At 49.1% G+C, this 23,222-nt stretch carries 20 protein-coding genes; 7 read left to right on the top strand and 13 right to left on the bottom strand.

What is annotated here, in order from left to right:
* Window positions 1-65 precede the first annotated feature (65 nt).
* The 8 genes from cydC to arcA all read right to left on the bottom strand — a co-directional run bounded on the left by cydC (window position 66) and on the right by arcA (window position 11,720).
* Window positions 66-1,784, bottom strand: coding sequence for a thiol reductant ABC exporter subunit CydC (cydC, locus tag KNO91_RS03955; RefSeq protein WP_214816355.1), 1,719 nt, complete (start codon window positions 1,782-1,784; stop codon window positions 66-68).
* A complete protein-coding gene (gene cydD / locus KNO91_RS03950) occupies window positions 1,781-3,505 on the bottom strand; it encodes a thiol reductant ABC exporter subunit CydD (protein WP_214816352.1) in 1,725 nt (574 codons plus the stop codon). The genes cydC and cydD overlap by 4 nt, the downstream gene beginning before the upstream one ends.
* Window positions 3,506-3,627: 122 nt before the next feature.
* Entirely contained in the window at window positions 3,628-4,317 is a 690-nt protein-coding gene (locus tag KNO91_RS03945) for a Crp/Fnr family transcriptional regulator (RefSeq protein WP_214816349.1), read from the bottom strand.
* 113 nt (window positions 4,318-4,430) lie between these two features.
* The gene (locus KNO91_RS03940) at window positions 4,431-6,773 is read right to left on the bottom strand and encodes a glycoside hydrolase family 31 protein (RefSeq protein ID WP_214816346.1); all 2,343 of its coding nucleotides are present in this window, start codon (window positions 6,771-6,773) and stop codon (window positions 4,431-4,433) included.
* Window positions 6,774-6,934: 161 nt separating this feature from the next.
* On the bottom strand, window positions 6,935-7,897 hold the full coding sequence (arcC, locus tag KNO91_RS03935; protein WP_214816343.1) for a carbamate kinase: 963 nt from the start codon (window positions 7,895-7,897) through the stop codon (window positions 6,935-6,937).
* A gap of 14 nt (window positions 7,898-7,911) precedes the next feature.
* Complete coding sequence (gene arcD / locus KNO91_RS03930; RefSeq protein ID WP_214816340.1) at window positions 7,912-9,387, bottom strand: arginine-ornithine antiporter; 1,476 nt, start codon at window positions 9,385-9,387, stop codon at window positions 7,912-7,914.
* Between the two features lie 53 nt (window positions 9,388-9,440).
* Window positions 9,441-10,469 (bottom strand): ornithine carbamoyltransferase, encoded by a 1,029-nt coding sequence (gene argF / locus KNO91_RS03925; RefSeq protein WP_214816337.1) that lies wholly within the window; start codon window positions 10,467-10,469, stop codon window positions 9,441-9,443.
* Between the two features lie 21 nt (window positions 10,470-10,490).
* A complete protein-coding gene (gene arcA, locus KNO91_RS03920) occupies window positions 10,491-11,720 on the bottom strand; it encodes an arginine deiminase (protein ID WP_214793795.1) in 1,230 nt (409 codons plus the stop codon).
* 323 nt (window positions 11,721-12,043) lie between these two features.
* On the opposite strand from arcA, the gene mgtE reads away from it, so the two are divergent.
* A complete protein-coding gene (gene mgtE / locus KNO91_RS03915; protein WP_214816334.1) occupies window positions 12,044-13,402 on the top strand; it encodes a magnesium transporter in 1,359 nt (452 codons plus the stop codon).
* Window positions 13,403-13,455: 53 nt separating this feature from the next.
* On the opposite strand, the gene KNO91_RS03910 is transcribed toward mgtE, so the two are convergent.
* On the bottom strand, window positions 13,456-14,073 hold the full coding sequence (locus tag KNO91_RS03910; RefSeq protein ID WP_214816332.1) for a hypothetical protein: 618 nt from the start codon (window positions 14,071-14,073) through the stop codon (window positions 13,456-13,458).
* A 190-nt stretch (window positions 14,074-14,263) separates the two neighbouring features.
* On the opposite strand from KNO91_RS03910, the gene KNO91_RS03905 reads away from it, so the two are divergent.
* A complete protein-coding gene (locus KNO91_RS03905; RefSeq protein WP_214816329.1) occupies window positions 14,264-16,042 on the top strand; it encodes a solute:sodium symporter family transporter in 1,779 nt (592 codons plus the stop codon).
* A 20-nt stretch (window positions 16,043-16,062) separates the two neighbouring features.
* Here KNO91_RS03905 and KNO91_RS03900 read toward each other — a convergent pair whose 3' ends face one another.
* On the bottom strand, window positions 16,063-16,962 hold the full coding sequence (locus KNO91_RS03900) for a sensor domain-containing diguanylate cyclase (protein ID WP_214816326.1): 900 nt from the start codon (window positions 16,960-16,962) through the stop codon (window positions 16,063-16,065).
* Window positions 16,963-17,121: 159 nt separating this feature from the next.
* On the opposite strand from KNO91_RS03900, the gene KNO91_RS03895 reads away from it, so the two are divergent.
* The 4 genes from KNO91_RS03895 (at window position 17,122) to KNO91_RS03880 (ending at window position 19,548) form a co-directional block, all read left to right on the top strand.
* Window positions 17,122-18,150 (top strand): serine hydrolase domain-containing protein, encoded by a 1,029-nt coding sequence (locus KNO91_RS03895; RefSeq protein WP_214816964.1) that lies wholly within the window; start codon window positions 17,122-17,124, stop codon window positions 18,148-18,150.
* Window positions 18,147-18,536, top strand: coding sequence for a GNAT family N-acetyltransferase (locus KNO91_RS03890; protein WP_214816324.1), 390 nt, complete (start codon window positions 18,147-18,149; stop codon window positions 18,534-18,536). Before KNO91_RS03895 ends, KNO91_RS03890 begins: the two co-directional genes overlap by 4 nt.
* A gap of 11 nt (window positions 18,537-18,547) precedes the next feature.
* Window positions 18,548-19,255 carry an SDR family NAD(P)-dependent oxidoreductase gene (locus KNO91_RS03885; protein ID WP_214816321.1) on the top strand — a complete coding sequence of 236 codons (708 nt, stop codon included), beginning with the start codon at window positions 18,548-18,550 and terminating at the stop codon, window positions 19,253-19,255.
* An 83-nt stretch (window positions 19,256-19,338) separates the two neighbouring features.
* Entirely contained in the window at window positions 19,339-19,548 is a 210-nt protein-coding gene (locus KNO91_RS03880; RefSeq protein ID WP_214786019.1) for a hypothetical protein, read from the top strand.
* A gap of 18 nt (window positions 19,549-19,566) precedes the next feature.
* Here KNO91_RS03880 and KNO91_RS03875 read toward each other — a convergent pair whose 3' ends face one another.
* Window positions 19,567-19,989: a hypothetical protein gene (locus KNO91_RS03875; RefSeq protein ID WP_214816318.1), complete on the bottom strand. Its 423-nt coding sequence runs from the start codon at window positions 19,987-19,989 to the stop codon at window positions 19,567-19,569.
* Window positions 19,990-20,132: 143 nt separating this feature from the next.
* Between KNO91_RS03875 and KNO91_RS03870 the strand changes: the two genes are divergently transcribed.
* On the top strand, window positions 20,133-21,125 hold the full coding sequence (locus tag KNO91_RS03870) for an MDR family oxidoreductase (RefSeq protein WP_214792590.1): 993 nt from the start codon (window positions 20,133-20,135) through the stop codon (window positions 21,123-21,125).
* A gap of 70 nt (window positions 21,126-21,195) precedes the next feature.
* Here KNO91_RS03870 and KNO91_RS03865 read toward each other — a convergent pair whose 3' ends face one another.
* Window positions 21,196-21,540 (bottom strand): YflT domain-containing protein, encoded by a 345-nt coding sequence (locus tag KNO91_RS03865; RefSeq protein WP_214792587.1) that lies wholly within the window; start codon window positions 21,538-21,540, stop codon window positions 21,196-21,198.
* A gap of 96 nt (window positions 21,541-21,636) precedes the next feature.
* On the bottom strand, window positions 21,637-23,097 hold the full coding sequence (locus KNO91_RS03860) for a UDP-N-acetylmuramoyl-L-alanyl-D-glutamate--2,6-diaminopimelate ligase (protein ID WP_214792584.1): 1,461 nt from the start codon (window positions 23,095-23,097) through the stop codon (window positions 21,637-21,639).
* Between the last annotated feature and the right edge of the window lie 125 nt (window positions 23,098-23,222).

The raw sequence follows: 23,222 nt of genomic DNA, 5'->3' as shown, positions 1-23,222 counted from the left end.
CATTTGTTGCACCCATATTTGCCAAAAACAAGACGAGCAGCCCACCGACGGGGCTGCTCGTCTTTTTATGATGCGAACACTTCTTGTTCGATTTGTTTCAATTCGTAGAACATGCCTCGCTTCGTCATCAGTTCTTCATACGAACCGACTTCAACGATCCGCCCAGCTTCCATCACAATGATTTGGTCGAAGGCTTCGAGTCCCGTCAAGCGGTGACTGACGAGGATGAGCGTCCCTGCATCAGCTTGATTCAACAGTTCAGAAAAGACGTGCGCTTCCGTTCCGGCATCAAGCGCTGAAGTAGGTTCATCGAGCAACCACATCAGCCCATTTTTCAGAAGGGCTCGTGCAATCGCCAGACGTTGCCGTTCTCCACCTGACAAGTTCGCTCCTTTCTCAAGGACCGGTTCATCAAGCGCAAACGATAAACGGACACGTTCAAGCGCCACAAGCATCTCTTCATCACTAAATTCACCGGCCAGTGCCAAATTCTCACGTACTGTTCCATAAAAGAAGTGATTGTCTTGCAAGACGACACTCGCATGCTGCCAGATTGCAGTCTGTTTCAAATCATTCAAGTTTTGATCATCTAATCGTATCGTTCCATCTTCTGTTCGAACGAACGCCAATAAAAGTTGAAGTAATGTGGACTTCCCAGATCCGCTCGGCCCGACGATGACCGTCTTCGAACCGCTCGGGATGTGTAACGTGACATCGTCGATCACGTCCCGATACGTGTCCGGATAGCGATAGCGAACATGCTCAAATGAGATCGATGGGGACGTCGCGAAGGTCACGTCATTCCGTTTCGCTTCAAGCGCCTCAATTCCTTCACTTGGTTCCGTCACTTCAAACAATCGATCAGCGGCTTGCTTACTGTCCGCAAAATGACCCGGGAACACGGCCATCGGTGTCGTATTCTCAAATGCTGTGAGCGACATCATGATGAGCATCGCCAAGAACAACCCGTTCAAGTCTCCCTCTACCACTTGATATGCCCCAATCGCCAAGACACCCCATGAGACGAGTAAAGAGGCAGCGACGACGAGCGCGGAGTTGAAAAACTGGTTGGTCGTGTCTTTCCGTTCTGCTTCCATGTATCGCTCGCTTCGCGTATAGACGGCTTGCTTCGTCCGGTCAAGTTGATGATGAAGCTTCAAATCTCGGTATCCGTACATCATCTCTGTCAACTGAATCGATACATCCCCGCGCAATGCGCGAATCGTCTCGTCATGATGAGCACGAATCCGAGCAAAGCCAAGTGGAATCAAGAATCCAGTGACGAGTACACCGAGTAGGATCCATACACTGACTGCAAACGAGAAGAACGTGACAAAAAAGATGGTGCTTAAGAAAACAAGCACGAGTATGATCGGCGGATAAAACACACGAAGGAAATAGTTTTGCAGACTCTCGACGTCTCCGACGACACGTGCAAGTAAATCCCCGCTCCGATATTTCGCAAAAATCGACGGGACGAGCGGTTCAAGTTGTCGATAAAAACGGACACGTAGCTCGCTCAAAATCGTAAACGTTGCTCGGTGTGACGCGAGACGCTCCCGATAACGACTGCCTGCCCGAATGACCCCGAACAGTTTGATGAGGACGACAGGTACCATGAGCGCATACAGCGGCGGGACGAGACCCGCACGTGATACGAGGTATCCACTTGCCGCAAACAAGGCGACCGCCGCGATCCCAGCTGCATATCCAAAGAAGATGGAGAGAAGGATATCTTTCTTCTCACGCATCATCCATTTTGTGATTGTCCAAAGCGAGTTCATCGGCTCACTCCTTTCTGAAGCGCAAATAGTTCCGCATACTCTGGAACAGCGAGCAACGCGTCATGCGTCCCTTCTGCGATGCGCTTCCCATCCTCCATAAACCAAATCATATCTGCCTCTTTGATTGTATGCAGACGGTGTGCCACCGTGATCAACGTTGCCTCTTTTGACAGCTCAGCGATTGAACGCCTCACAATCTGCTCGGTCTTCAAATCGAGACCGGTCGTCGGTTCATCGAACAGTAGGATGCCTGGTCGTTTAAAGAACGCTCGGGCGAGTGCGAGACGTTGTCGCTCACCGCCTGACAGACCGAACCCGCCTTCTCCAAGCTCCGTCCAGATTCCATTCGGTAACTGGTCGATCACCTCAGAAAGTCCTGCCGCATCTGCTGCTTCTTGTAACGCGAGCTCGTCGGCTTTTTCGCCTAATGCGATATTATCGGCAAGCGTCCCGGCAAATAGATAAGGGTTTTGTGAGATATAGGCAATGTTTCCATACCAGACGGACTCGTCAAACGAATGAAGTGGCTCACCGTCTACGAGGACGCGTCCCGACTTCACTTGCAAGAGTCCGGAAATGACGTTGAGCACTGTCGTCTTCCCGGACCCGCTTGCGCCGACTAAGGCCAGATGGGTGCCAGAAGGAATCCGACCGCTCAACGGCTGAAGCGCAAAGCGTCCGCCTACATATTCGAAAGACACATCTTCCAGCTCAAGGTCCGGTGTCCGTGAACGAAGTGACTTCGATCCCCATTCGATGCGATCATCCGGGGCGTCTAGTACGTCAAAGATTCTTTCTGCCGCACCCATACTTCCACGTCCCGTATGGAAGGCACTTCCTAAATCTTTAATCGCCAAATAATACTCCGGCGCCAACACGAGAATCAAGAAGCCAGAGAAGAACGTCAGGTTCTCCCAAACGACCATCTGTAAGGCGACCTCTAACGCCACGACACCGGTACTGAGCATCGAGATAAATTCGAGCATGAGTCCCGATAAGAACGCCGTCTTTAAGACGACCATCGTCGCATCCCGAAAGTCGAGGCTACTCTTCTCAATCGCCTTCGCTTCTTGCTCGGTGCGATTGTAAAGCTTGAGCGTCGTCAATCCTTGTAACACATCTAAAAACTTACCGGAGAATTGGTTCATCTTCTCCATTTGTTCTTCCGATTTTTTCTGGGTCGCAATCCCGATGATGATGAAGAACAGCGGGATGAACGGTGCCGTCACCATCATGATGACTCCTGAGATCCAGTGTTGGCTGAAGACGACGACCAAAATAAGAAGCGGGATAATCGATGTTTGGATGACTTGTGGCCAGTATTGGCTAAAGTAAGCGTCCACCTCATCAACTGCATCCATGAACACGCTGACCTTTTTCCCGGACTGACCCGTCAAGGACGATTCGACCGGGCTCGTGGCATACCGATCCAACAATTGTAGGCGTAATGCCTGTTTTGCTTTTTCGGACAAACTCGCACCGATTCGTCCCGATACGTAGCCGAAGAGTGCTCGCGCCAACAAAGCGACAACGAGCCACACCAATGCCGGAAGGATGGCTTCGAATGATTCATCTTTCAAGAAAATTCGGTCGACGATGTCGACGATTAAATACGCTTGCGCTAAAATCGATAGTCCAATCATGATCGCAGACAACACGAGTCCGATGATATGACTTCTTTCAGCGAAAGCAAGGGCTTGCAGTCGTTTCACTGCATTCATCCTTTCTCTATTTACAATTCCATTGCTTTGTGAGATTCATCACTAATTATACAATATGCTACGTTTTGAAGCGAACGCTCCGCTCGTTTGAGTATGTAAAAGACGCCATCATCTGAGTGGCGTCAATCGCTGTCTTGTTCAAAATATTCAGGATGCCCGATGACGAGTTGATGGGCATCCATGCGAAGCACATCTTCTTTTCGGAGTTTGGCTAAAATCGTCGAAACCGTCTCCCGGGACGTTCCGGACAAACGAGAGAGTTCGATCGCAGTGAATGGGCAGCGGACACGAACGCCTTGCTCGTCAGGCTCTCCTAAATCTTCAATTAAGAAATGGAGCGTATTGATGACACGCTCTTTCGCGCTTGGCGTGATGATTTCTTGGACACGACGCTCATGCAGATCGAGAATCCGGTTCATCTGGCTGATGATATAGAGCAACATGCTCGACTGCGTGGACACGAACCGCTCAAATCGATCCGTCGGGATATAGATGACCTCAATGTCCGTCACGGCCTCGGCCGTATGACGATAGTCTTCCTCCGTGAATAAACCGTTGTAAGGAAAAAATTGTTTCGGTTTCACATAGTCGGCATAATGATGGGTCGCATTCTCGTTCATCCGTTCGAGTTTGACGTAACCGCTCATCAAGAAATAGACACGTTCTCGCGGATCCCCTTCCATGAACAACAGTTGCCCTTTCCGATACGTTCGGCAATAGACGTGCGGAATCAGCTGTTCAAGCGTTCGACTCGGACATGTCGCGAATAGCGTCAACTGCCGTAAATCGTCAATCGTCCACATGTGTCGCATGTGCATCCCCTCTTTTCTACTCTTCTATCCTCAGTATAATGGGATTTTTATTGAAAGCGCTTTCTAATTCCGACAGTTTTCTGACATGACAAAAGGGGGTCGCCCCCCCTTTTTCAGTCCAGCATGAGTTCCAACAGTGCATCCTGCAAATCACGCTCGAGTTCTAACGCATGAAGGTCAAACAACCATGCCTCGAGACGTGTCTTTGTCGTCGCCATCTGATACAGGCGATCTTTTAAATCATAGGCGATTTCAGCACGGTCTAAGAACCGATAGAGTCGGTCGAGTCGATGTGCGTTCTGCGTCACTTCGACAGGAAGTGTCACGGTCTGTTCCTGTTTCCATTCACCGAGTGGGATGTGTAACGTTTGCGTCTCCGCATCATAGTCCCCTTCCCCGACGACCCCACGGACAAGAATCGTCAACGTCCGATCCGCCGGCACGAGTGTCAAATCACCCGACGTCTCGATGTGGAGCGTACGCGCTTCCCAATCGAGCGTGAACGTTGTTTCGAGAGACGCGCCTTTCTCATAATCCCGACTCTCCCCGTCATCTTCGTACATCGTGAACGTGTTCGAGGCACCTGGGAAGACGAGTACTTCGAGATCACTCGGATTCCCCGTATTGTTCGCATGCGGTTCATGCGGCATCATCGGGATGATCGCACCGGCTTTGGCGAAGACCGGTTGTTCCTCAAGTCCACGGAACACCCGAATCGACTTGTCCCCTTCATAACGATGTCCCGTGAAGAAGTCGAACCATTCTCCTTTTGGCAACCACACGTTCGCACTGGCGACGTGAAGCTGTCGGTCCATCGGCGTAACGATTGGGGAGACGATGAGTTCACTTCCGAAATAAAACTGATTCGCCACCTCATAAGCCACGTCGTCATCAGGGTGTTCGATATACATCGGTAGCACGAGCGGCAATGAGTCGGCATGATTGCGATAGTTCATCGTATACAAGTACGGAATGAGTTGGTGGCGCAGTCGTAAAAATCGCTTCATCGACTGTTCGGCTTCCATTCCGAAACGCCAAGGCTCTTTTCCGTTGAACGTACTGAACGTCGAATGGAGACGCATGATCGGACTAAACACCCCATATGCGACCCAACGCGCGGCGAGCTCATCGTCTTTTTTACCACGATGATGCCCTCCAATGTCATGACTCCACCATCCGTAGCCGATATTTGTGGCTGTTGCCGTGAAATACGGCTGGAAAGCGAGTGATGCCCACGAGATGATCGTGTCTCCCGAGAATCCAACTGGGTAACGATGGCTTCCCGGTCCTGCGTATCGAGAGAAAATGAGTGGACGTTTGCCGTCACGGGCGATATCGATGGCGTGATAATGATTCAGCATCCATAACGGATCGAGTCCTTCCATCTTCGACGTCGATCCTTGTTGCCAGTCAATCCACCAAAAATCAACGCCGTCCGCTTCATGTGGATGATGCATCTGTTCAAAATACGCTTGAATGAATCGCTTGTCTGAAAAATCAAACGGGATGCGGTCCCCCGATTCCGGATTGACCCCCATCGCCTCAGCCATCGCTGCATATTGATCTTCAAACGCACGGACCCCGTCGGCGGGATGCAGGTTCAGTGTCACCATCATCCCCTCGTCTTTCAACCACTTGAGGAAACGCTTCGGCTCAGGGAACAAGTTTTTATTCCACGAGTACCCCGTCCAACCACTCCCGTACTCTTCTGGAATGTCAGTCACGTGCCAGTCCATGTCGATGACGCTGACCGAGAACGGCACGTCTTCAGACTTGAAACGACGCATCAACGCCTTATATTCTTTTTCGTCGTATCGCCAGTAGCGGCTCCACCAGTTCCCGAGCGCTTTACGCGGAAGCATCGGTGTCGGACCCGTCAACGTGTAAAAGTCTCGAAGTGCCTGCTTATAGTCATGGCCATATCCAAAGTAGTAGATGTCATGAATCCCTTTACGTCTCGGCTCGACGAAACGGTCATCCGTCATTAAGAACGAGGCCGAATCGTCAATGATTGCATACCCTTGTTTGGAGAGGATCCCTTCCTCTAATTCGGTCGCCCCGTCCACATGATCGAGTGTCCGAGCTGTTCCTTTCAATGTTCGCTCCGGACCATTGAACATGTAGCGGCTATAGTACGTACTAAAGTTTCCTTTCACGTCCACATAGAGCGTATTCGGAGCGAACGGACCTTTCGTATAATATAAATGGACATGTTCGGTGATGATTTGGAGCTCGGTCTCGTCTTCAATCACCCGAAACTGCGGAACATCAAATTCTCGATTCCACGCCACTTGGGTGGCACGGTCTTCAAAAACCCCGTCCTCTGCGTACTCCATTCGAATCAACTGACTCGTCAATACGGTGAAGCGATAACAGCTTCCTTGAACGATTGCCTCTTCCTTTGCTTTTGGTCTCATCCACGACTGATAAACATGATTTTCTTCGAATAGGCGCATACATCCGAGCGTCTCCGCTCTCCGTCACTTCCTTCCTGAAATAAGTGCAAACGTTTACACTGAATATGATAGCAATCTCATTTTTGGCATACAACATTCCTTCCCCATGAATGGCGACAGAAAACAAAAAGTCGCAAACGGTTCACGTTTGCGACACATTGTTATTGTTGAAGCGAAGGAGCCAAGCGGACGCGTGTTCCGGCATCCCCATCAATGGCGGCTAACGCCTGATCAAGCGATGTGATAATGGCAACCCGGTTCGTACCAGATTCCGCGAACTGCAGTGCCGCTCTCACTTTCGGTAACATGCTACCCGGAGCGAACTGCCCTTCGGCGATGTATGTCTCCATCTGCTCTTTTGACGTTTCCTGAAGCGCCCTCTCATCCGGCTTTCCAAAGTTGACATACACATGTTCGACAGCGGTTAAGATGAGCAATACGTCTGCGTTGACGAGGTCCGCCAGTTTCGCAGCCGCAAAATCCTTATCGATGACCGCCTCGATGCCGACGTACCCTTCTGCTGTCTCCATGACCGGGATACCACCGCCACCGGAGGCGACGACGATGTGTCCCGCTTCGACGAGCGTTCGAATGACGGCATGTTCGGCAATTTGCACCGGAACCGGACTCGGGACGACACGACGATGTCCCCGTCCTGCATCTTCTTTGAATACGTAACCGGTCGTCCGTTCGAGATGAAGTGCCTCTTCTTCCGTATAAAATGGACCGATCGGCTTCGTCGGATGATGGAACGCGCTATCATTCGGATCGACCACGCTTCGTGTGACGAGTGAAGCCACTTCTCTTTCTAGACCGCGCGCACGGAGTGCTTTCGTCAGCGCGTTTTCAAACCAGTATCCAATCATCCCTTGCGTCATCGCACCGCATACATCGAGAGGCATCGCCGGCGTTGCCGGACTGTCTGACGCGGCTTGTTGTAGCATCAAATTTCCGACTTGCGGCCCGTTCCCGTGAGTGATGATGACGTCGATTCCTTCCGCGATGAGTGTGGCGAGAGATTCCGCCGTCGCCTCGACCGCCCGCATTTGTGCTTCAGCTGTCGCATCTTTCCCTTGTTGAATCGCATTACCGCCTAAGGCGATGACCACACGTTTTTTTCCCATATCGATACCCCCGATCAGATGACTGAGATATTACCAGATAGTATGCGAACGACTGCAAAGATGGCGAGTGCGGTCAAGACACCGGCGACCAGCCATTCCGTTTTGTTGAGTGACTTGATGCCATTCTCACGTTGCGCTTTCATGTAGAGAAGGGTTCCTGGTGCGTATAGAAGGGTTGTCAGGAGTAAATAATCAATTCCTGCGGCGTAGATGAGCCAGAGTCCATAGATGGAAGCGACCAATCCAATCGTCAAATCCCGTGTTCTACGTTCGCCAGCGCTATAACCGATCCCGTTTTTCGATACTTTCACTTGGTAAAATGCCGAGAACACATATGGGATTAAAATGGCACTTGATGCAAGTGAGAACGCAAAATTGTATGCGGCATCTGAAATCAAGAACGTGAAGAGGAACAGTTGGATCAACCCGTTCGTTAACCAAAGCGCGTTGACGGGTGCCTGATTTTTGTTCTCTTTCGTGAACCATTTCGGGAACACACCATCTTTCGCAGCGACGAACGGAATTTCAGCCGCGAGAAGCGTCCAACCGAGCCATGCCCCGAGTACGGAGATGACCAATCCGCCGTTGATGAGCATCGCGCCCCACGGACCGACTGCCGATTCGAGCAAGTAAGCCATTGCCGGTTGCGAGGCGTTCGCTACGTTTTCCGGTGTCATGAGACCGAGCGACATGACGGAAATGAGTAGATAAATGACGAGTGTTCCGAGTAATCCGATCACGGTCGCTTTCCCGACGTCAGAGCGCTTCCGGGCACGACCCGAGAGGACGACCGCACCCTCAACACCGATGAACACCCAAAGTGTGACGAGCATTGTCGAGACAACCTGGTCGCGAACACTACCCCATGATAAGCCGCCTTGCCCCCAAAAATCGAAGGTGAAGTTTTCGAGATTGAAGAAGAACAGCGTAATCGTAATGAATGCAAAAATCGGAACGAGCTTGGCAATCGTTGTGACGATGTTGATCATCGAGGCCTCATGCACCCCTCGTAGGATGAGCGTATGCACGAGCCACAGCATGATGGATGCTCCAACAATGGAGGCAATGTTTTGCCCCCCTTCAAAAATCGGGAAAAAATAACCGACCGAACTGAACAGCAGCGTCGCATACGCCACGTTTCCGAGCCAGGCAGACAACCAATATCCCCATGCCGAGTTAAATCCGACAAACGAGCCAAAACCTGCCCGTGCGTAGCTATACACACCACCATCTAAATCAGGACGACGCATCGTCAAATTTTGAAAACTGAGACCGAGCGCGATAATCCCGATTCCGGTGATGACCCATCCAATGAGAATGGCACCTGCATTCGCACCTTGCGCCAGATCGGCTGCCAAGTTAAAGGCGCCACCACCAATCATCGATCCGACGACAAGTGCCGTCAACGCTCCGAGACCTAACCGCTTATCTTGCTTGTCAGGATGTACTCCAGCCGAACCACCTGAGTCATGCTCCAACTTCGTAGACATTCTACTCATCCCTTTCGCTTATTTTGAAACGGGAGGGGACATTCCCCTCGCCGTCAACGTTCAAGCCATTCGCGTGTCTCCGTGAGCGTTGCCGCCATCACCGCTTTGATGGTATGCATGCGGTTTTCCGCCTCATCAAATACGAACGAGTGACGACTGCGGAACACCTCATCAGTCACTTCCATTTCCGTCAACCCGTATTGTTCGTGAATCGCCCGACCGACTTCCGTTTCTAGGTCGTGGAAGGCAGGGAGGCAATGCAAAAACATGATGTCCGGGTTGCCGCTCTTTTGAAGCATATCCATATTCACTTGGTATGGTCGCAACAGTTCGATCCGTTCTGCGAAGGCCGCTTCTTCACCCATCGACACCCATACATCTGTGTAGACGACGTCCGCCTGGTCCATCGCTTCCTCAATGCTCTCCGTCAATGTGATGACGGCACCTGTTTCGGCGGCAACGGATTTCGCATAATCCACGATCTCGTCAGACGGCCAAAGTGATTTCGGGGCACAAATCCGCATGTCCATTCCTACTTTTGCACCACCGATCAAGAGGGTGTTCCCCATGTTGTTCCGCCCGTCGCCGACGTACACGAATTTGATTCCGGCAAGTTCTCCTTTTTGTTCTTTCACTGTCAAAAAGTCAGCCAAGATTTGTGTCGGATGATAGAGATCGGTCAATCCGTTCCAAACCGGTACACCAGCATCTTTCGCGAGACCTTCGACCGTCTCATGGGCGAAGCCGCGGAATTGAATGCCGTCAAACATGCGTCCGAGAACGATGGCCGTATCGCGTACCGATTCTTTCTTCCCGAACTGGATGTCGTTCTTGCCTAAATATTCAGGGTGCATCCCTAAGTCGATTGCGGCGACCGTGAACGCACAACGCGTCCGTGTCGACGGTTTTTCAAATAGAAGGGCGATATTTTTCCCTTCACAAATCCGATGTGGGATGCCTTGTTTCTTTTGACGTTTGAATGCAGCAGACAAATCGATCAAGTAATTGATTTCTTCACCAGAAAACTCGTTTAACGATAAAAAGTGACGACCTTTCAAATCAAAATTGAACGTTGTAGACATACTGCTTCCTCCTTATCACATTTAGATGTCTTGACGGATAATCGGACAGCTCATGCAACGTGGACCCCCACGTCCGCGCGATAGTTCACTCGACATGATTTCGATCACTTCAACGCCTTCTTTACGGAGCAGTTCATTTGATACGTAGTTCCGGTCATATGTGACCACGACACCTGGGGCGATGGCGAGCGTATTCGATCCATCGTTCCACTGTTCGCGAGCCGCTGCGATTGGATCACCGCCGCCGCAAGGAATCAACGTCGCTTCCTGTAAGCCGAGGACATCTTTTAAGACTTTCAACAAATCAGTGTGCTGTGTGATCTGTAATTCGCCTTCTGCATTTAGTGAAAGCTCGAAAATATTCATCTTGCCTTCAGGTCCTTGAATAAACGGATGGATGGTGAATTTGTCATGATCGACCATCGTAAAGACGGTATCGAGATGCATGAATGCCCGGGATTTCGGAATTTCGATGGCGATCACTTTTTTGAAGCTGTCTCCATGTTTAAGCAAATTGAGGGCGACCCGTTCGATTCCTTGAGCGGTCGTTCGTTCAGAGATGCCGATGGCGACAACTTCTTTCGATAAGACGAGCTCGTCTCCGCCCTCCATCGCAAATCGATAGTCGCGGTCTGACCAAATCGGAACATCATGTTTCGCAAAGCGTGGGTGATAGCGCATAATATATTGCGTGAAGAGTGACTCACGGCGACGTGCCGGTTCTTTCATTCGGTTGATGGAGAGACCATGACCGATTGCAGCGGCCGGATCTCGTGTGAAATAGAGGTTTGGCATAGGATCTAAAAAGAAGGGGTACGTATCTTCAATCATTTCGTGCAAATGTCGGCGTTTCTCCGGTTTGATTTCCGATTTTCGGATACCGGCCATCACCGTTTCAATCAACGTCTCATTGTCATAGCCGAGTAAATACTCTTTTAATGTTTCGTAAGAGCCGTTGATATTTGATTTAGACTCCGATAAGATATCCGCGACAAACTTTTCGCGAACACCGGGGAGTGACAACGTCTCAGCCATTAGTTTTTCGAGGTAAAGGACTTCCACACCGCGATTTTGGAGCGCACTCGCAAAATAGTCGTGTTCTTTTTGAATGACCGGTAAATGGGGAATATCATCGAACAAGAGGCGCTCTAAATATTCCGGGGTGAGATTTTCTAATTCCCTTCCCGGTCGTTTCAGTAATACCGTTTTTAATTCTCCAATTTCTGAATACACATGAATCGGATGTTTCAGCGTCGTATCTTGTGAAATCGGTTGATTCGTCATTGAGATCATCTCGCTTCCTCCTTGTGATTCGGGTGTGTGACTACCCTTACCTTATCACTTTACCAAATTTGCGAATGTCTAATCCGGCACTTCACCTGTTAGGGATTCCACATTGCTGTGTATAAATGTTCACCTTTGTGAATGAACAAACAATGCATAAAAAATTGGCGTCATGACAAGGGGAAATGAGATGTATGGACGATGAATACCCTCTCCCAAAAAAAGATGAAAAACTTTTTTTGAGATTCGGAGAATAAGTTGAAAAATGTGAGAGATCAGGATGTGAGCATATGAAAATAGAAGAAATGGAATACAACGAACATGAAGCAGCACTCCGTACATTGATTCAAAAGGGAGATCCAGTCGATTTTCAAGACCTCTTCCTCTCCCTCCACCCTGGTGAACAGGCCGATCACTTTATCGAACTTGATCAACACGAGCGCGCATTCGTGTATCGCACGATTTCTCCAGAGGTGTTCACCGATTTGTTCGAAAAACTGACGTTAGATGAACAGTGTACATTTATTCAAGAAACACCTCAGCCGTACGCTGTCCGTATTTTAAATGAGATGTATTCGGATAACGCAGCCGACTTGATGCGGGAACTTCCCGACGTGTTCATGGATACGCTATTCGAACAGATGGATGATATCGAAGAACAGGAAGTTAAAGATTTGATGCAATACCCAGAAGAGACGGCCGGTGCGCTCATGACGACCGAGTTCGTCGTCCTTCAAGCGAATAAGACGGTCGGACTGACCCTCGAAGAACTACGTGACCTCGGTCCAGATGCCGAAACGATTTATTACTTATACGTGGTCGACCAAACGCACCAACTCGTTGGCGTCGTCTCCTTACGTGATTTGATTGTCGCGCCGCTCGATGCGAAAATCGAAGACATCATGGGGTTCCGCGTCATCTCGGCAAACGTCATGACCGACCAGGAAGACTTGGCTCGGATTGTCCAAAAGTATGACTTGTTGGCTCTCCCTGTCACGGATGACCAGCAAAAGCTACTCGGCATCATCACGGTCGATGATGTGTTAGACGTCATCGAGCGTGAGACGACAGAAGACTTTGAAGAACTTTCGGCGACGAAGGGGTCGTCCGATATCAACATGAGTCCGCTTGAGGCAGCAAAGAAACGCGCCCCGTGGATTGTCAGCCTCATGTTTCTTGGTATGATTACCGCCTCAACGATTGGTAGCTTTGAAGACACGCTTGAAACGATTGTGCTACTTGCTGTCTTTATGCCACTTGTCATGGGGTCTGCCGGGAACGCGGCCACCCAGTCCCTTGTCGTCGCCGTGCGCTCGATTGCGCTCGGTACGATCAATCGTAAGAACGTCATGAAGATGATTCGACGCGAGCTCGGGACCGGTATCCTGTTAGGAATCGCCTGTATGATTGTCATCTTCGGGGTCATCACGATTTTGTATGACAACATGCTCATCGGCTTCATTGTCGGGATTTCCATTTTCGCCGCTCTCAGTGTCGCCACGATGATTGGCACAATCGTTCCACTTCTCATCAATCGCTTGAAATTAGACCCTGCCGTCGCATCCGGACCGTTCATTACGACACTGATGGACAATCTCGGTCTCATCATCTACTTCACGGTCGCAACGTCTATGCTTCAGTTTTTATGACATTTGTAAAAGTTCACACTAAAAAAGCGGCGCTGATTTTTTCAGCGTCGCTTTTATTGAGATTTTTCTAACAGACGTTTTTGCGTTTCGTTAAAAGCTTCAATGTCTTCATCCGTCATCACGTCGTTATGTTCTGACACATAAGGATTGTCTTTCAATAATGTCTCTAGTTTACTTAATTCAGCACTTAATCCGCTTTTTTGATAGAGGTTGGATGCTCCTACCGAAGTCAATGTCCCCGTCTGACTCACTTTGAAGTGTCCTTGTTGTAGACCGACGATCCGATACGCTTTTTGGATTACAGGTCCTTCATATGGCTGTAAATACAGTAAAACTTTCTCACCCTGTTTGACGAGCGGGTCTTCTTCCATATCATTTTGTAGGAGGGTGATTGTATCAGTTCGCGTCAGCTCATGACTCACGTCTCGATATATCTCCTCCACTTGAATGCGTGATTCGAAGAAATTAACCGAATGATATTCAAAAGGTCTCGGGGGACGGTCCACTTCTCCGACAATGACGACCGGCGAACGTGTAGCTAATTCGTCTATATGTCGAAAGCTTTCGGTCACAGCCAAATCACTCGTGTTTACTTCTTTAAGCATTTCACCAAAAATGACATAACCTGCTACCGCTGCAACAGATAACATTCCAATCATCCACTTCTTCAAAGAGATTCCTCCTATCGATTCATCTATTCAACCTCTTGATTTTCTAATCGATCGCAACGGTAGCTCAACTAATCTATGCCCCAATCCATGACTTTCTATCATTCTATCAAGAAAAAGGGACTACTTTCTGACACTTTAGGGTATTTCCTACAAATACATATAAAACATAAGTAAGAAGTGAGGGGATTGTATGACGATTCAACAAGTGCTCTACATACTCGTGACCGGTGCCGCGTTCATGGCACTCGTCGCCTACGTCTCGTATCGCATGACACGAGGAAAAGTCGAAAGTGCAGATGACTACTTCTTGGCCGGTCGTGGACTGACAGGCGTCTTTATCGCGGGGTCACTCCTGTTGACCAACTTGTCAGCAGAACAATTGATTGGCTTGAACGGTCAATCGTTCGCCGGGAACATGTCGGCCATGGCTTGGGAAGTCACGGCGGGGATTGCCGCAATTATCATGGCACTCTTTTTGTTGCCTCGCTTTCTTGGCATCGGGATCTCGACCATCCCTGAATTTTTAAGTCAACGCTATGACGAGGACGTTCGTCGGTTGACCGTCCTATTGTTTTTACTCGGATACATGTGTGTCACGATTCCGTCTATGTTGTACTCGGGTGGATTGGCCGTCCTTCAACTGTTCGACGTGCCCGCCCTTCTCGGCATCAGTTTTGAACAGTCCCTTTGGATTGTCGTCTGGTTCATCGGGATCATCGGGGCGATTTACGCCATCTTCGGCGGTCTTCGCGCGGTCGCCGTTTCCGACACGTTGAATGGGATTGGTCTTATCATCATCGGTTTTCTCGTTCCGACACTCGGTTTCCTCGCGTTAGGTGACGGGAATCTTTTGGACGGGATGAAGACCATTGCGACGACAAACCCTGAAAAGTTGAATGCCATCGGCTCAGCCAACGACTCGGTTCCGTTCCTGTCCATTTTCACCGGGATGATTTTTGCAAACTTGTTCTACTGGGCGCTCAACCAATACGTGATTCAACGAGCCCTTGGCGCAAAAAACTTAGCAGAAGGACAAAAAGGAGTACTCTTCACTGGCTATTTGAAATTACTCGTTCCCATCTTTATGCTCTTGCCTGGGGTCATCGCGTTTCATTTGTATGGATCGAACGTCGAGAAAGTCGATTTGGCGTATCCGAGCTTAATTGCTGAACTGTTGCCGATGTGGCTCATGGGCTTTTTCCTCGCCGTCTTACTCGGTGCCGTGTTCAGCTCATTTAACTCACTGTTAAATAGTATCGCGACGCTGTTCGTCCTCGATATTTATAAACCGAAGTTCAAGCCGAATGCTTCTGATCAAGATTTGATTCGCGTCAGCAAATGGTTCGGCACGTTCGTGGCGCTCGTCTCTTTCTTTGTCGCTCCGAATCTTATGTATGCACCAGACGGGTTATGGGATTTGATTCGTCGTTTTACCGGTTTCTTTAACATCCCGATTCTTGTCATCGTTTTGATCGGTATGCTCGTCAAACGAGTTCCACCGATTGCCGCGAAGACCGTCGTCTTCTTCCATGTCATCGCTTACTATTTCCTCGTGTGGGGGACAGAACAATGGTTCGGTGTGGAAATCGGGATTAACTTTATTCATATTTACGGTGTCCTCTTTGTTGTCGAAACAGGCATCATGCTCGTCTTTGCGCGTGTACGACCGATGCTTCAAGCCAATCCGATTCGAATCGAACTCGGACGGGTCAAACCGTGGCGCCACGCGTTATCGACTTCAATCTTGCTTGTCGCTTCGATGATTTTCGTCTATCTCGTCTTCTCACCAATCGGACTCGCCTACGCAGACGGGATTGTTTCTGGATGGTTCGCTCCATTGACGATTGGACTCATTGCCGTAACGACCCTTCTGATATGGGCATCCTATCGTTATGGACTCGCACGATATGAACGCTATCTCAACAACTTGGGTGAAGAGCCATCTGAAGTAGAGGAAGCGAGTAGCTAATGAAAAGAGACCTTCTTGGACTAGACGTCAAGAAGATCTCTTTTTTGTTGCTGCTTCTGTTCATACATCGCATCATCTGCTGCTTGCCAGAGTACTTCAATCGATTCTGGGTAAGCTGACCAGGCCAACCCGATGGCAACTGAGATTCCTTCTTTCCTGCATGTCGTTTCGATTTTACAGACCATCTTCTTGCACGCCTCTTCCGACATCATCTGAAGAAACAAGACGAACTCATCTCCTCCAATCCGATAGACAGAGGACTCGATGGTTTGAAGGAGGCTACCGACACGCTTCAATAAACAATCACCGGCAGAGTGCCCTTCCTCATCGTTCACGATTTTTAAATCATTCACATCGAGTACGATGATCCCAACGTCGGTCACTCCTTCCGCTTGACCAATTGTCTCTTCAAACGCCCGACGATTGAAGACACCGGTCAAACTGTCATGCCGACTCTCATACAGCAGACGCTCACGCTCGGTCATGGCCGCCTCGATGTTTCGAATCACACCTTGAACCGCCACAATTTGACCGTCTTCATAAATCGGAGTCGTATACTCCTCAAACCATACATAGGTGCCTTCATTCGTACGCCACCGTTGAAGAATCGCTTCTTCATAGTCGACACGCCCCATCACTTTGTCTAGCAACAGCCGTCGATCATCCGGATGGATTCTACGGAAACATTCCTGCGCATCTGCATAACTACGCATGACCGTCCCTTCCCCCAAATATAAATCTAAGGAAGGACTGATATACCGAAAACGCCACATCGGTTTCGTTTCAAAAATATAGATAACATCTTTCGTTTGGTTCCCGAAATGCATGAACGAAAGCGTCTGTGGTTGTAGCCGTTGACGCTTATGTAGCCACAAAACAATCAAACATCCAACGAGTATCCCTAAAAAGAATAGCGTCATTGAACACACTTCCTCTCTATTCGCCCATATCGTACCACGTTCGAGGTCAGACACCTGTTTCAATTCCTGTTATTTGGTAAATGTTTTTTTGAATATTGAGTAAATTTATGGATGATCTCGAGGTACATGATATAGTCGAAGTACTTGATGACTCACACTATGGAGGTTCTTTTGCAAAACTTTACACATGTACCAGTAGACGAAACGTTCTCTGGCGTCTATTCCGTTACGAGCTTAGGCGCGTCCATTCATCAATCCTTTGGCTACGCCAATCGTTCCGAACAGATTCAACATGACGTGACGACAAGGTTCGGGATCGCTTCTGGCTGCAAACTGTTCACGGCAATCGCCATTTGTCAGTTAGTCGAACAAGGTCGACTCTCTTTTTCAACTTCACTTGAGTCCTTTCAGACACTCGACTTGCCTTACATTTCGTCCCAAGTCACGGTGCATCAGCTGTTGACCCATACGTCGGGCATCCCGGACTATTTTGATGAGTCCGTCTCTGACGACTTCGAAGCGTTATGGCGCAATGTTCCGATGTATCGGCTTCGACAGCTACGTGATTTTTTACCGTTTTTTCAACAAAAAGCGATGCGGGATGAACCAGGTTCCCGATTCTCTTACAACAATGCGGGGTATATCCTGTTAGGGTTGATTGTCGAAGAAGTGACCGGGCAATCCTTCACCGACTATGTCGAGCAATCGATTTTTCAGCCTGCCGGCATGAGCGATTCCGGATATTTCTCACTCGATGCCTTGCCTGCTAACACAGCGCTCGGCTATATCGACCACAAGGACGGAACGTGGCGTACGAATCAATATGCGATTCCAATTAAGGGCGGAGCAGACGGTGGGGCTTTTGTGACCGTTCAAGACATGACCCGATTTTGGCAGGCATTGCTTTCACATCAACTTCTTGATGCGTCTTCCACGGCGCGCCTCCTCACACCACACGTCACCGTCAATGACCGAGGTGGGAGCTATGGATATGGACTTTGGATTCAGCATCATGCGACAGGGGATATCTTTAAATATCATGTAATGGGATATGACCCGGGTGTCAGTTTTCATTCCGGTTACTATCCGGAAACCGATATCATTTCTGTCGTATGTGCCAATCAGTCCGATGGCGCGTTCGACGTGATGAAGCAAATCGAAACACAGATTGGAGAGAAATTCGAATGAAGGTCCGTCCATATGTCTCACAAGATTTTGAACACATCCAGCGACTCAATCGTGATGAGGGTTGGACTCAGCTCGTTGAACGACATGAATTGACCCGTGAAGCATGGCGTCAATCGAACGTCACCTACGTCATGGAGTCTGATCATGGGGAGATTATCGCTTATTTGCGTGGATTGACCGATACGACAGTCAGTCTATATGTGTGTGAACTATTGGTCGCTTCTGCCTATCGAAAACGTGGTCTTGGTGAACAGATTCTCCAACATGTCCATGCGCTATACCCCGAAACGCGTCTTGAAATGCTGGCGAGCTCATCTTCGCACACATACTATGAAAAACTACGATTCCGTCCGTTTTACGGGTTTCGGAAAACCATTCACGAATAGGAGGAATATATATGAAACTCGCTCTCGTCACTGGGGCATCGCGTGGTCTCGGTCGTGCCATCGCCCAAGAACTACAATCTCGAGGTTACGAAGTTGTCGGACTCTCACGCTCACAGGCAGAAGACGTCACGTTCGAACAACGTTCTGTGGATCTCTCAAACGTCTCAGGAATCGAGACAGCCATCGAAGAAATCACTCCGCTATTCGAGAGTGCCGATTCAATCCTTCTCGTTCAAAATGCAGCATGGATCGAACCGATTCATCGTGTCGGACAGTTGGATGGGACGAAAGTGACGGCGCATGTTCACGCCAACTTACTCGCGCCGATGCTGTTAGCGAATGCGGTCCTCTCTTTTAACAAACCGACCGAGTTGATTCATGTGACGTCTGGTGCGGCCAAACGTCCGATTTCAGGTTGGAGCGCGTACTGTGGTACGAAAGCTGGACTCGACCATTTCACGGAAACGCTGGCACTTGAACTCGACGGTACACCGCATCGCGCGGCGCTCTTTAATCCCGGTGTGATGGATACGTCGATGCAAGCGGAGATTCGTTCTTCTTCGGAAGAGGCGTTCGCGGACCTCGAACAATTCCGTTCATACGAAACAGAAGGACGCCTACGTTCTCCCGAGACGGTCGCGCGTGTATTCGCCGAACAGTTGATTGACCGTCCCCTTGAAAATGGCAAGACGTATTCGATTTATGACTTAATCAAATAATTTACCTGGTCAAAAATAAAACCACCCTACTGCCGATAAACCGTCTACACTACTTTCATAGACATGTGAAAGGGTGGATCATGATGAAGACCATTGCCGGAGGATTACTGTTATTTGGCTTGTTCAGTTTAACGATGTCGTTCACGATGATCGGGGATACCGCTGTCGTCGGGGCGATGGTGAGCGGGGTCGCACTATTGTGTAGTGTCGGACTGTTTTTCGGAGCAACTGAGCTTGCCCGAGTACGTAGCGACCTGTTTCACGACAAAAAAACGTCTTTCCCATCTGAATGAGGGAAAGACGTTTTTGATTCAGTCTTCTTCGTATTCATCTAATAAATCGTCGACATCATATTCTTCAAAGTCATCTTCGTCGATAAAAATATCGCAATCATTCACGACGTGAATCGGTCCATTGGCCACATCGATTCGAATCGTCCACGCCCAAGGAATGCGTAACCGGTTATATACCCCTGTCCAAAACTCCATTGACTCTTGCTCAAACCGTTCAAATTCTGTCAGGAGTTCTTTAAACGAAACACCTGATAGCTGGAAGTTTGAGTCCTGAAGTCGTTGAAGCGCATGGTGTTTCGCTTCTAATTCGGCCGCCCGAACCATTTCTTCAGCGGTTGCCATCTCGAGGATTGTTCCGTCTGGCGGGAGAATATCGTATACGTTGAACAATTCGCCTTCTTCTACTTCTACATCGTCAAACTCATAGTCATCGTGCCGCATACTACATTCCTCCTTACGCAATTTGAATCCCCTCTATTGTACCACTCTCTACCCGTTTCCCCCTAAAGATTCGTGCATATATTTTATTTTGTACGGGAAAGAGTCTTAGAGTGAGAACATCCATAGGAAAAGAGGTTATGCAGATGAATGAGTCATTCCAAGCACTCGTGCTCGACCAGCACGATGAACACCTTCATGCCGAAGTGAAAGAAGTAAAAGCTGACGTGCTTCCAAAAGAAGAGGATGGGAACGTCTTGGTGGAAGTTCACTACTCCGCATTGAATTATAAAGACGCACTCGGATTAACGTCATCAGGTAAAATCGTGAGCCATTACCCGTTCATTCCAGGTTGTGAATTCGTAGGCACCGTCGTCGAATCGGACCATCTCGACATCAAAGTCGGCGATGAGGTCATCGCCACTGGTTTCGGAATCGGAGAGCGTCATTTCGGCGGTTTCAGTCAATACGCCCAAGTGCCTGGTAACTGGCTCGTCAAATTACCAAAAGGGATGAATATGAGGGACGCCATCGCAATCGGAACGCCAGGACTCACCGCCATGTTGTCCATTGACGCACTCGAGCATGCCGGTGTTCGTCCGGGTGAAGAAGTGCTTGTCACAGGCGCGACGGGTGGAGTTGGGAGCTTCGCCATCACGTTGCTTCGCCGTCTTGGCTATCACGTCGTCGCCTCTACTGGTAAAACAGATTCACCTTACTTACGTTCACTCGGTGTCGAGACCATCATCGACCGAAGCGAATTAGAAGGACCGGTTCGTCCACTGGCGAAACAACGTTTTGATGCCGCCATCGATTCGGTCGGCGGGAATACCCTCGCCAACATTTTAAGCCAAACACGTTACGAGGGTGCGGTCGCCGCATGCGGTCTCGTCGGAGGAGCAGATTTACCGACGAGCGTCTATCCGTTCATCCTACGCGGGGTGAAACTGATTGGAATCGATTCGGTCATGCAGCCGATGACACGCCGTACGAACGCATGGGAACGCCTTGAAGAACTCATCGATCCGAAAGTGTTGAACGACATGATCCATGAGATTCCGTTACACGATGTCCCACGTCACGCAGAGGCGATGATGCGCGGCGAGTTGAGCGGTCGCACCGTTGTCCGTTTACGCTAACCACATCAAAAGAGGCTGAATCGCTCTGGCGATTCAGCCTCTTTTTCTCTCTATTCTCCATGGTGTGGAATTAGATGGTAAAGCCGGCCGGTGCATCTTTCACAACGACGAGCACTTTTCCTTGATCTAACTTTTCTTCTAAACGTTCCGATTCGTCTTTCGTGAAGCCAAGTTCCTGGAACTCTGCGCGAAGTTCGTCCCCTTTTTTCCGGAACACGTTTTTAGCGGCTGTCCCCAAGCCGACATCGCTTGCCGAAACCGTGTTCGCATCCGCATTGTCTGCAACGCGCTTACTCCGGTCATCGTCATGTGTGATGACGTAAATGTTCGACTCATCTACCCCATTTGATTTCATTGATTGAACGGCGGTAACGACTTCTTCATCATTTGTAAATTCTTTGTACAAAACTGACATGTCTATTTTCCTCCTTCAATTCTACTACACTAGTATGTATTACCTTCCTTGATGCTCTTCACACATTAAAAAACGATGACAAACGTCATCGTTTTGTTAAACGGCAGGTTCCTGCCCTTTTTGTTTTTTCAATTCTTCCAATAGAATAGTTGATTCATTGAATGGAATCGAATGTCGACCGATTCGCTCGACGTGGTCATGTCCTTTACCGACGACAACGACTCGCTTCCCTTTTAATGCTTGCATCGCGGCATGGCGAAGCGCATCTTCTCTCGCTTCAAACGTCACGTAATTCACGTTCGGCTGAAGTCCTTTTACTAAATCATCAACGATTTGTTTCGGGTTCTCCATACGGACGTCATGTACGGTGACGATGATCTCGTTCGAATATTGACTCGCGATGCGCCCCATATCTTGACGCTTCGTCGGGTCCCGGTCTCCTGCCGCACTTAAGACGACGACGAGAGACCCATCGTCTTGTTGTAACGTGGACAAACACTTCTCTAAACCGTCTGGGGTGTGGGCATAATCGATATAGATTTCGGCATCCTCTGTGTCGAGGCGCTCAAGACGTCCTTTTGGTAACGTCAGTCCTGGTACATTCAAGACAATCTTTCGAAGCGCCATATCAGAAGTCGAGACGAGTCCAATCGCTGCTGCCAAATTCGCCGCATTGAACGAACCCATAAATCGCACGGGTACTTCTAGCTTAAATTCTTTCATATGAACAAGAACCGTATCCTCTCGCCAAATGACTTGAATATCGGCTTCTACTTCTTCTCTCGTGCTATACATAATGGCTCGGCGCGTCGGTGCAAACTCAGCCATCACTCGGCTAGCCTGGTCTTCCGCATTTAACACGATCGCATCACCATTCGTCACTTCTACCTGTTCAAACAATCGCGCCTTCGCCCGGGCATATTCATCCATCGAACGATGGTAGTCTAAATGATCATGCGTCAAGTTTGTAAAGGCGGCTGCATGAAAATGGATTCCGGCCACGCGGCCTTCCATCAACGCATGTGATGACACTTCAAGCACACAATCCGTGACACCAGCATCGACCATATCCGCTAAAATACGATGTAAGACGACGGCTTCTGGAGTCGTGTTGGCCGTTTCAATCGTCTGATTAAGAAAACGAGCGCCAATCGTACTGACGATTCCGGCGCGTTGTCCTGAAAGACGTAATAAATCGTATGTCAGTGTCGCTGTTGTTGTTTTTCCATTCGTTCCTGTCACACCATATATGCGCATCCGATGAGACGGATGGTCATAAAAAACACTCGCAACCGCTCCTGCCGTCTGCTTCGTATCGGCAACAACCACATTCGGTACATCGAGATCGAGTGGATATTCTGAGATGACCGCACTCGCACCATTGGCCACGGCGTCTTCCGCAAACTTGTGTCCGTCGACCGTGTAGCCACGAATGCAAATAAAGACATTCCCTGAACTGACCTTCCTGGAGTCTGTTTCGACTCCGGTCACCCATGGATCAAGCTTCATGTCATCCATCTCATTTTGTAAAATGGCGGATAAACGTTTCGTTCTCATGCTGTGTACGTCCTTTCTCATGGGTGTCGCTAGGTGTATAAACCTTATCGTCATGTTACTAGATTTTAACGGCAATTGAGATGACAAATATATTACTTCCCGTTTTCAATGAAAAGCAATCACTT

Source organism: Exiguobacterium sp. s59 (genome assembly GCF_018617475.1).
Taxonomy (GTDB): domain Bacteria; phylum Bacillota; class Bacilli; order Exiguobacteriales; family Exiguobacteriaceae; genus Exiguobacterium; species Exiguobacterium aestuarii.
This window is presented reverse-complemented; position numbering and strand designations above follow the sequence as displayed.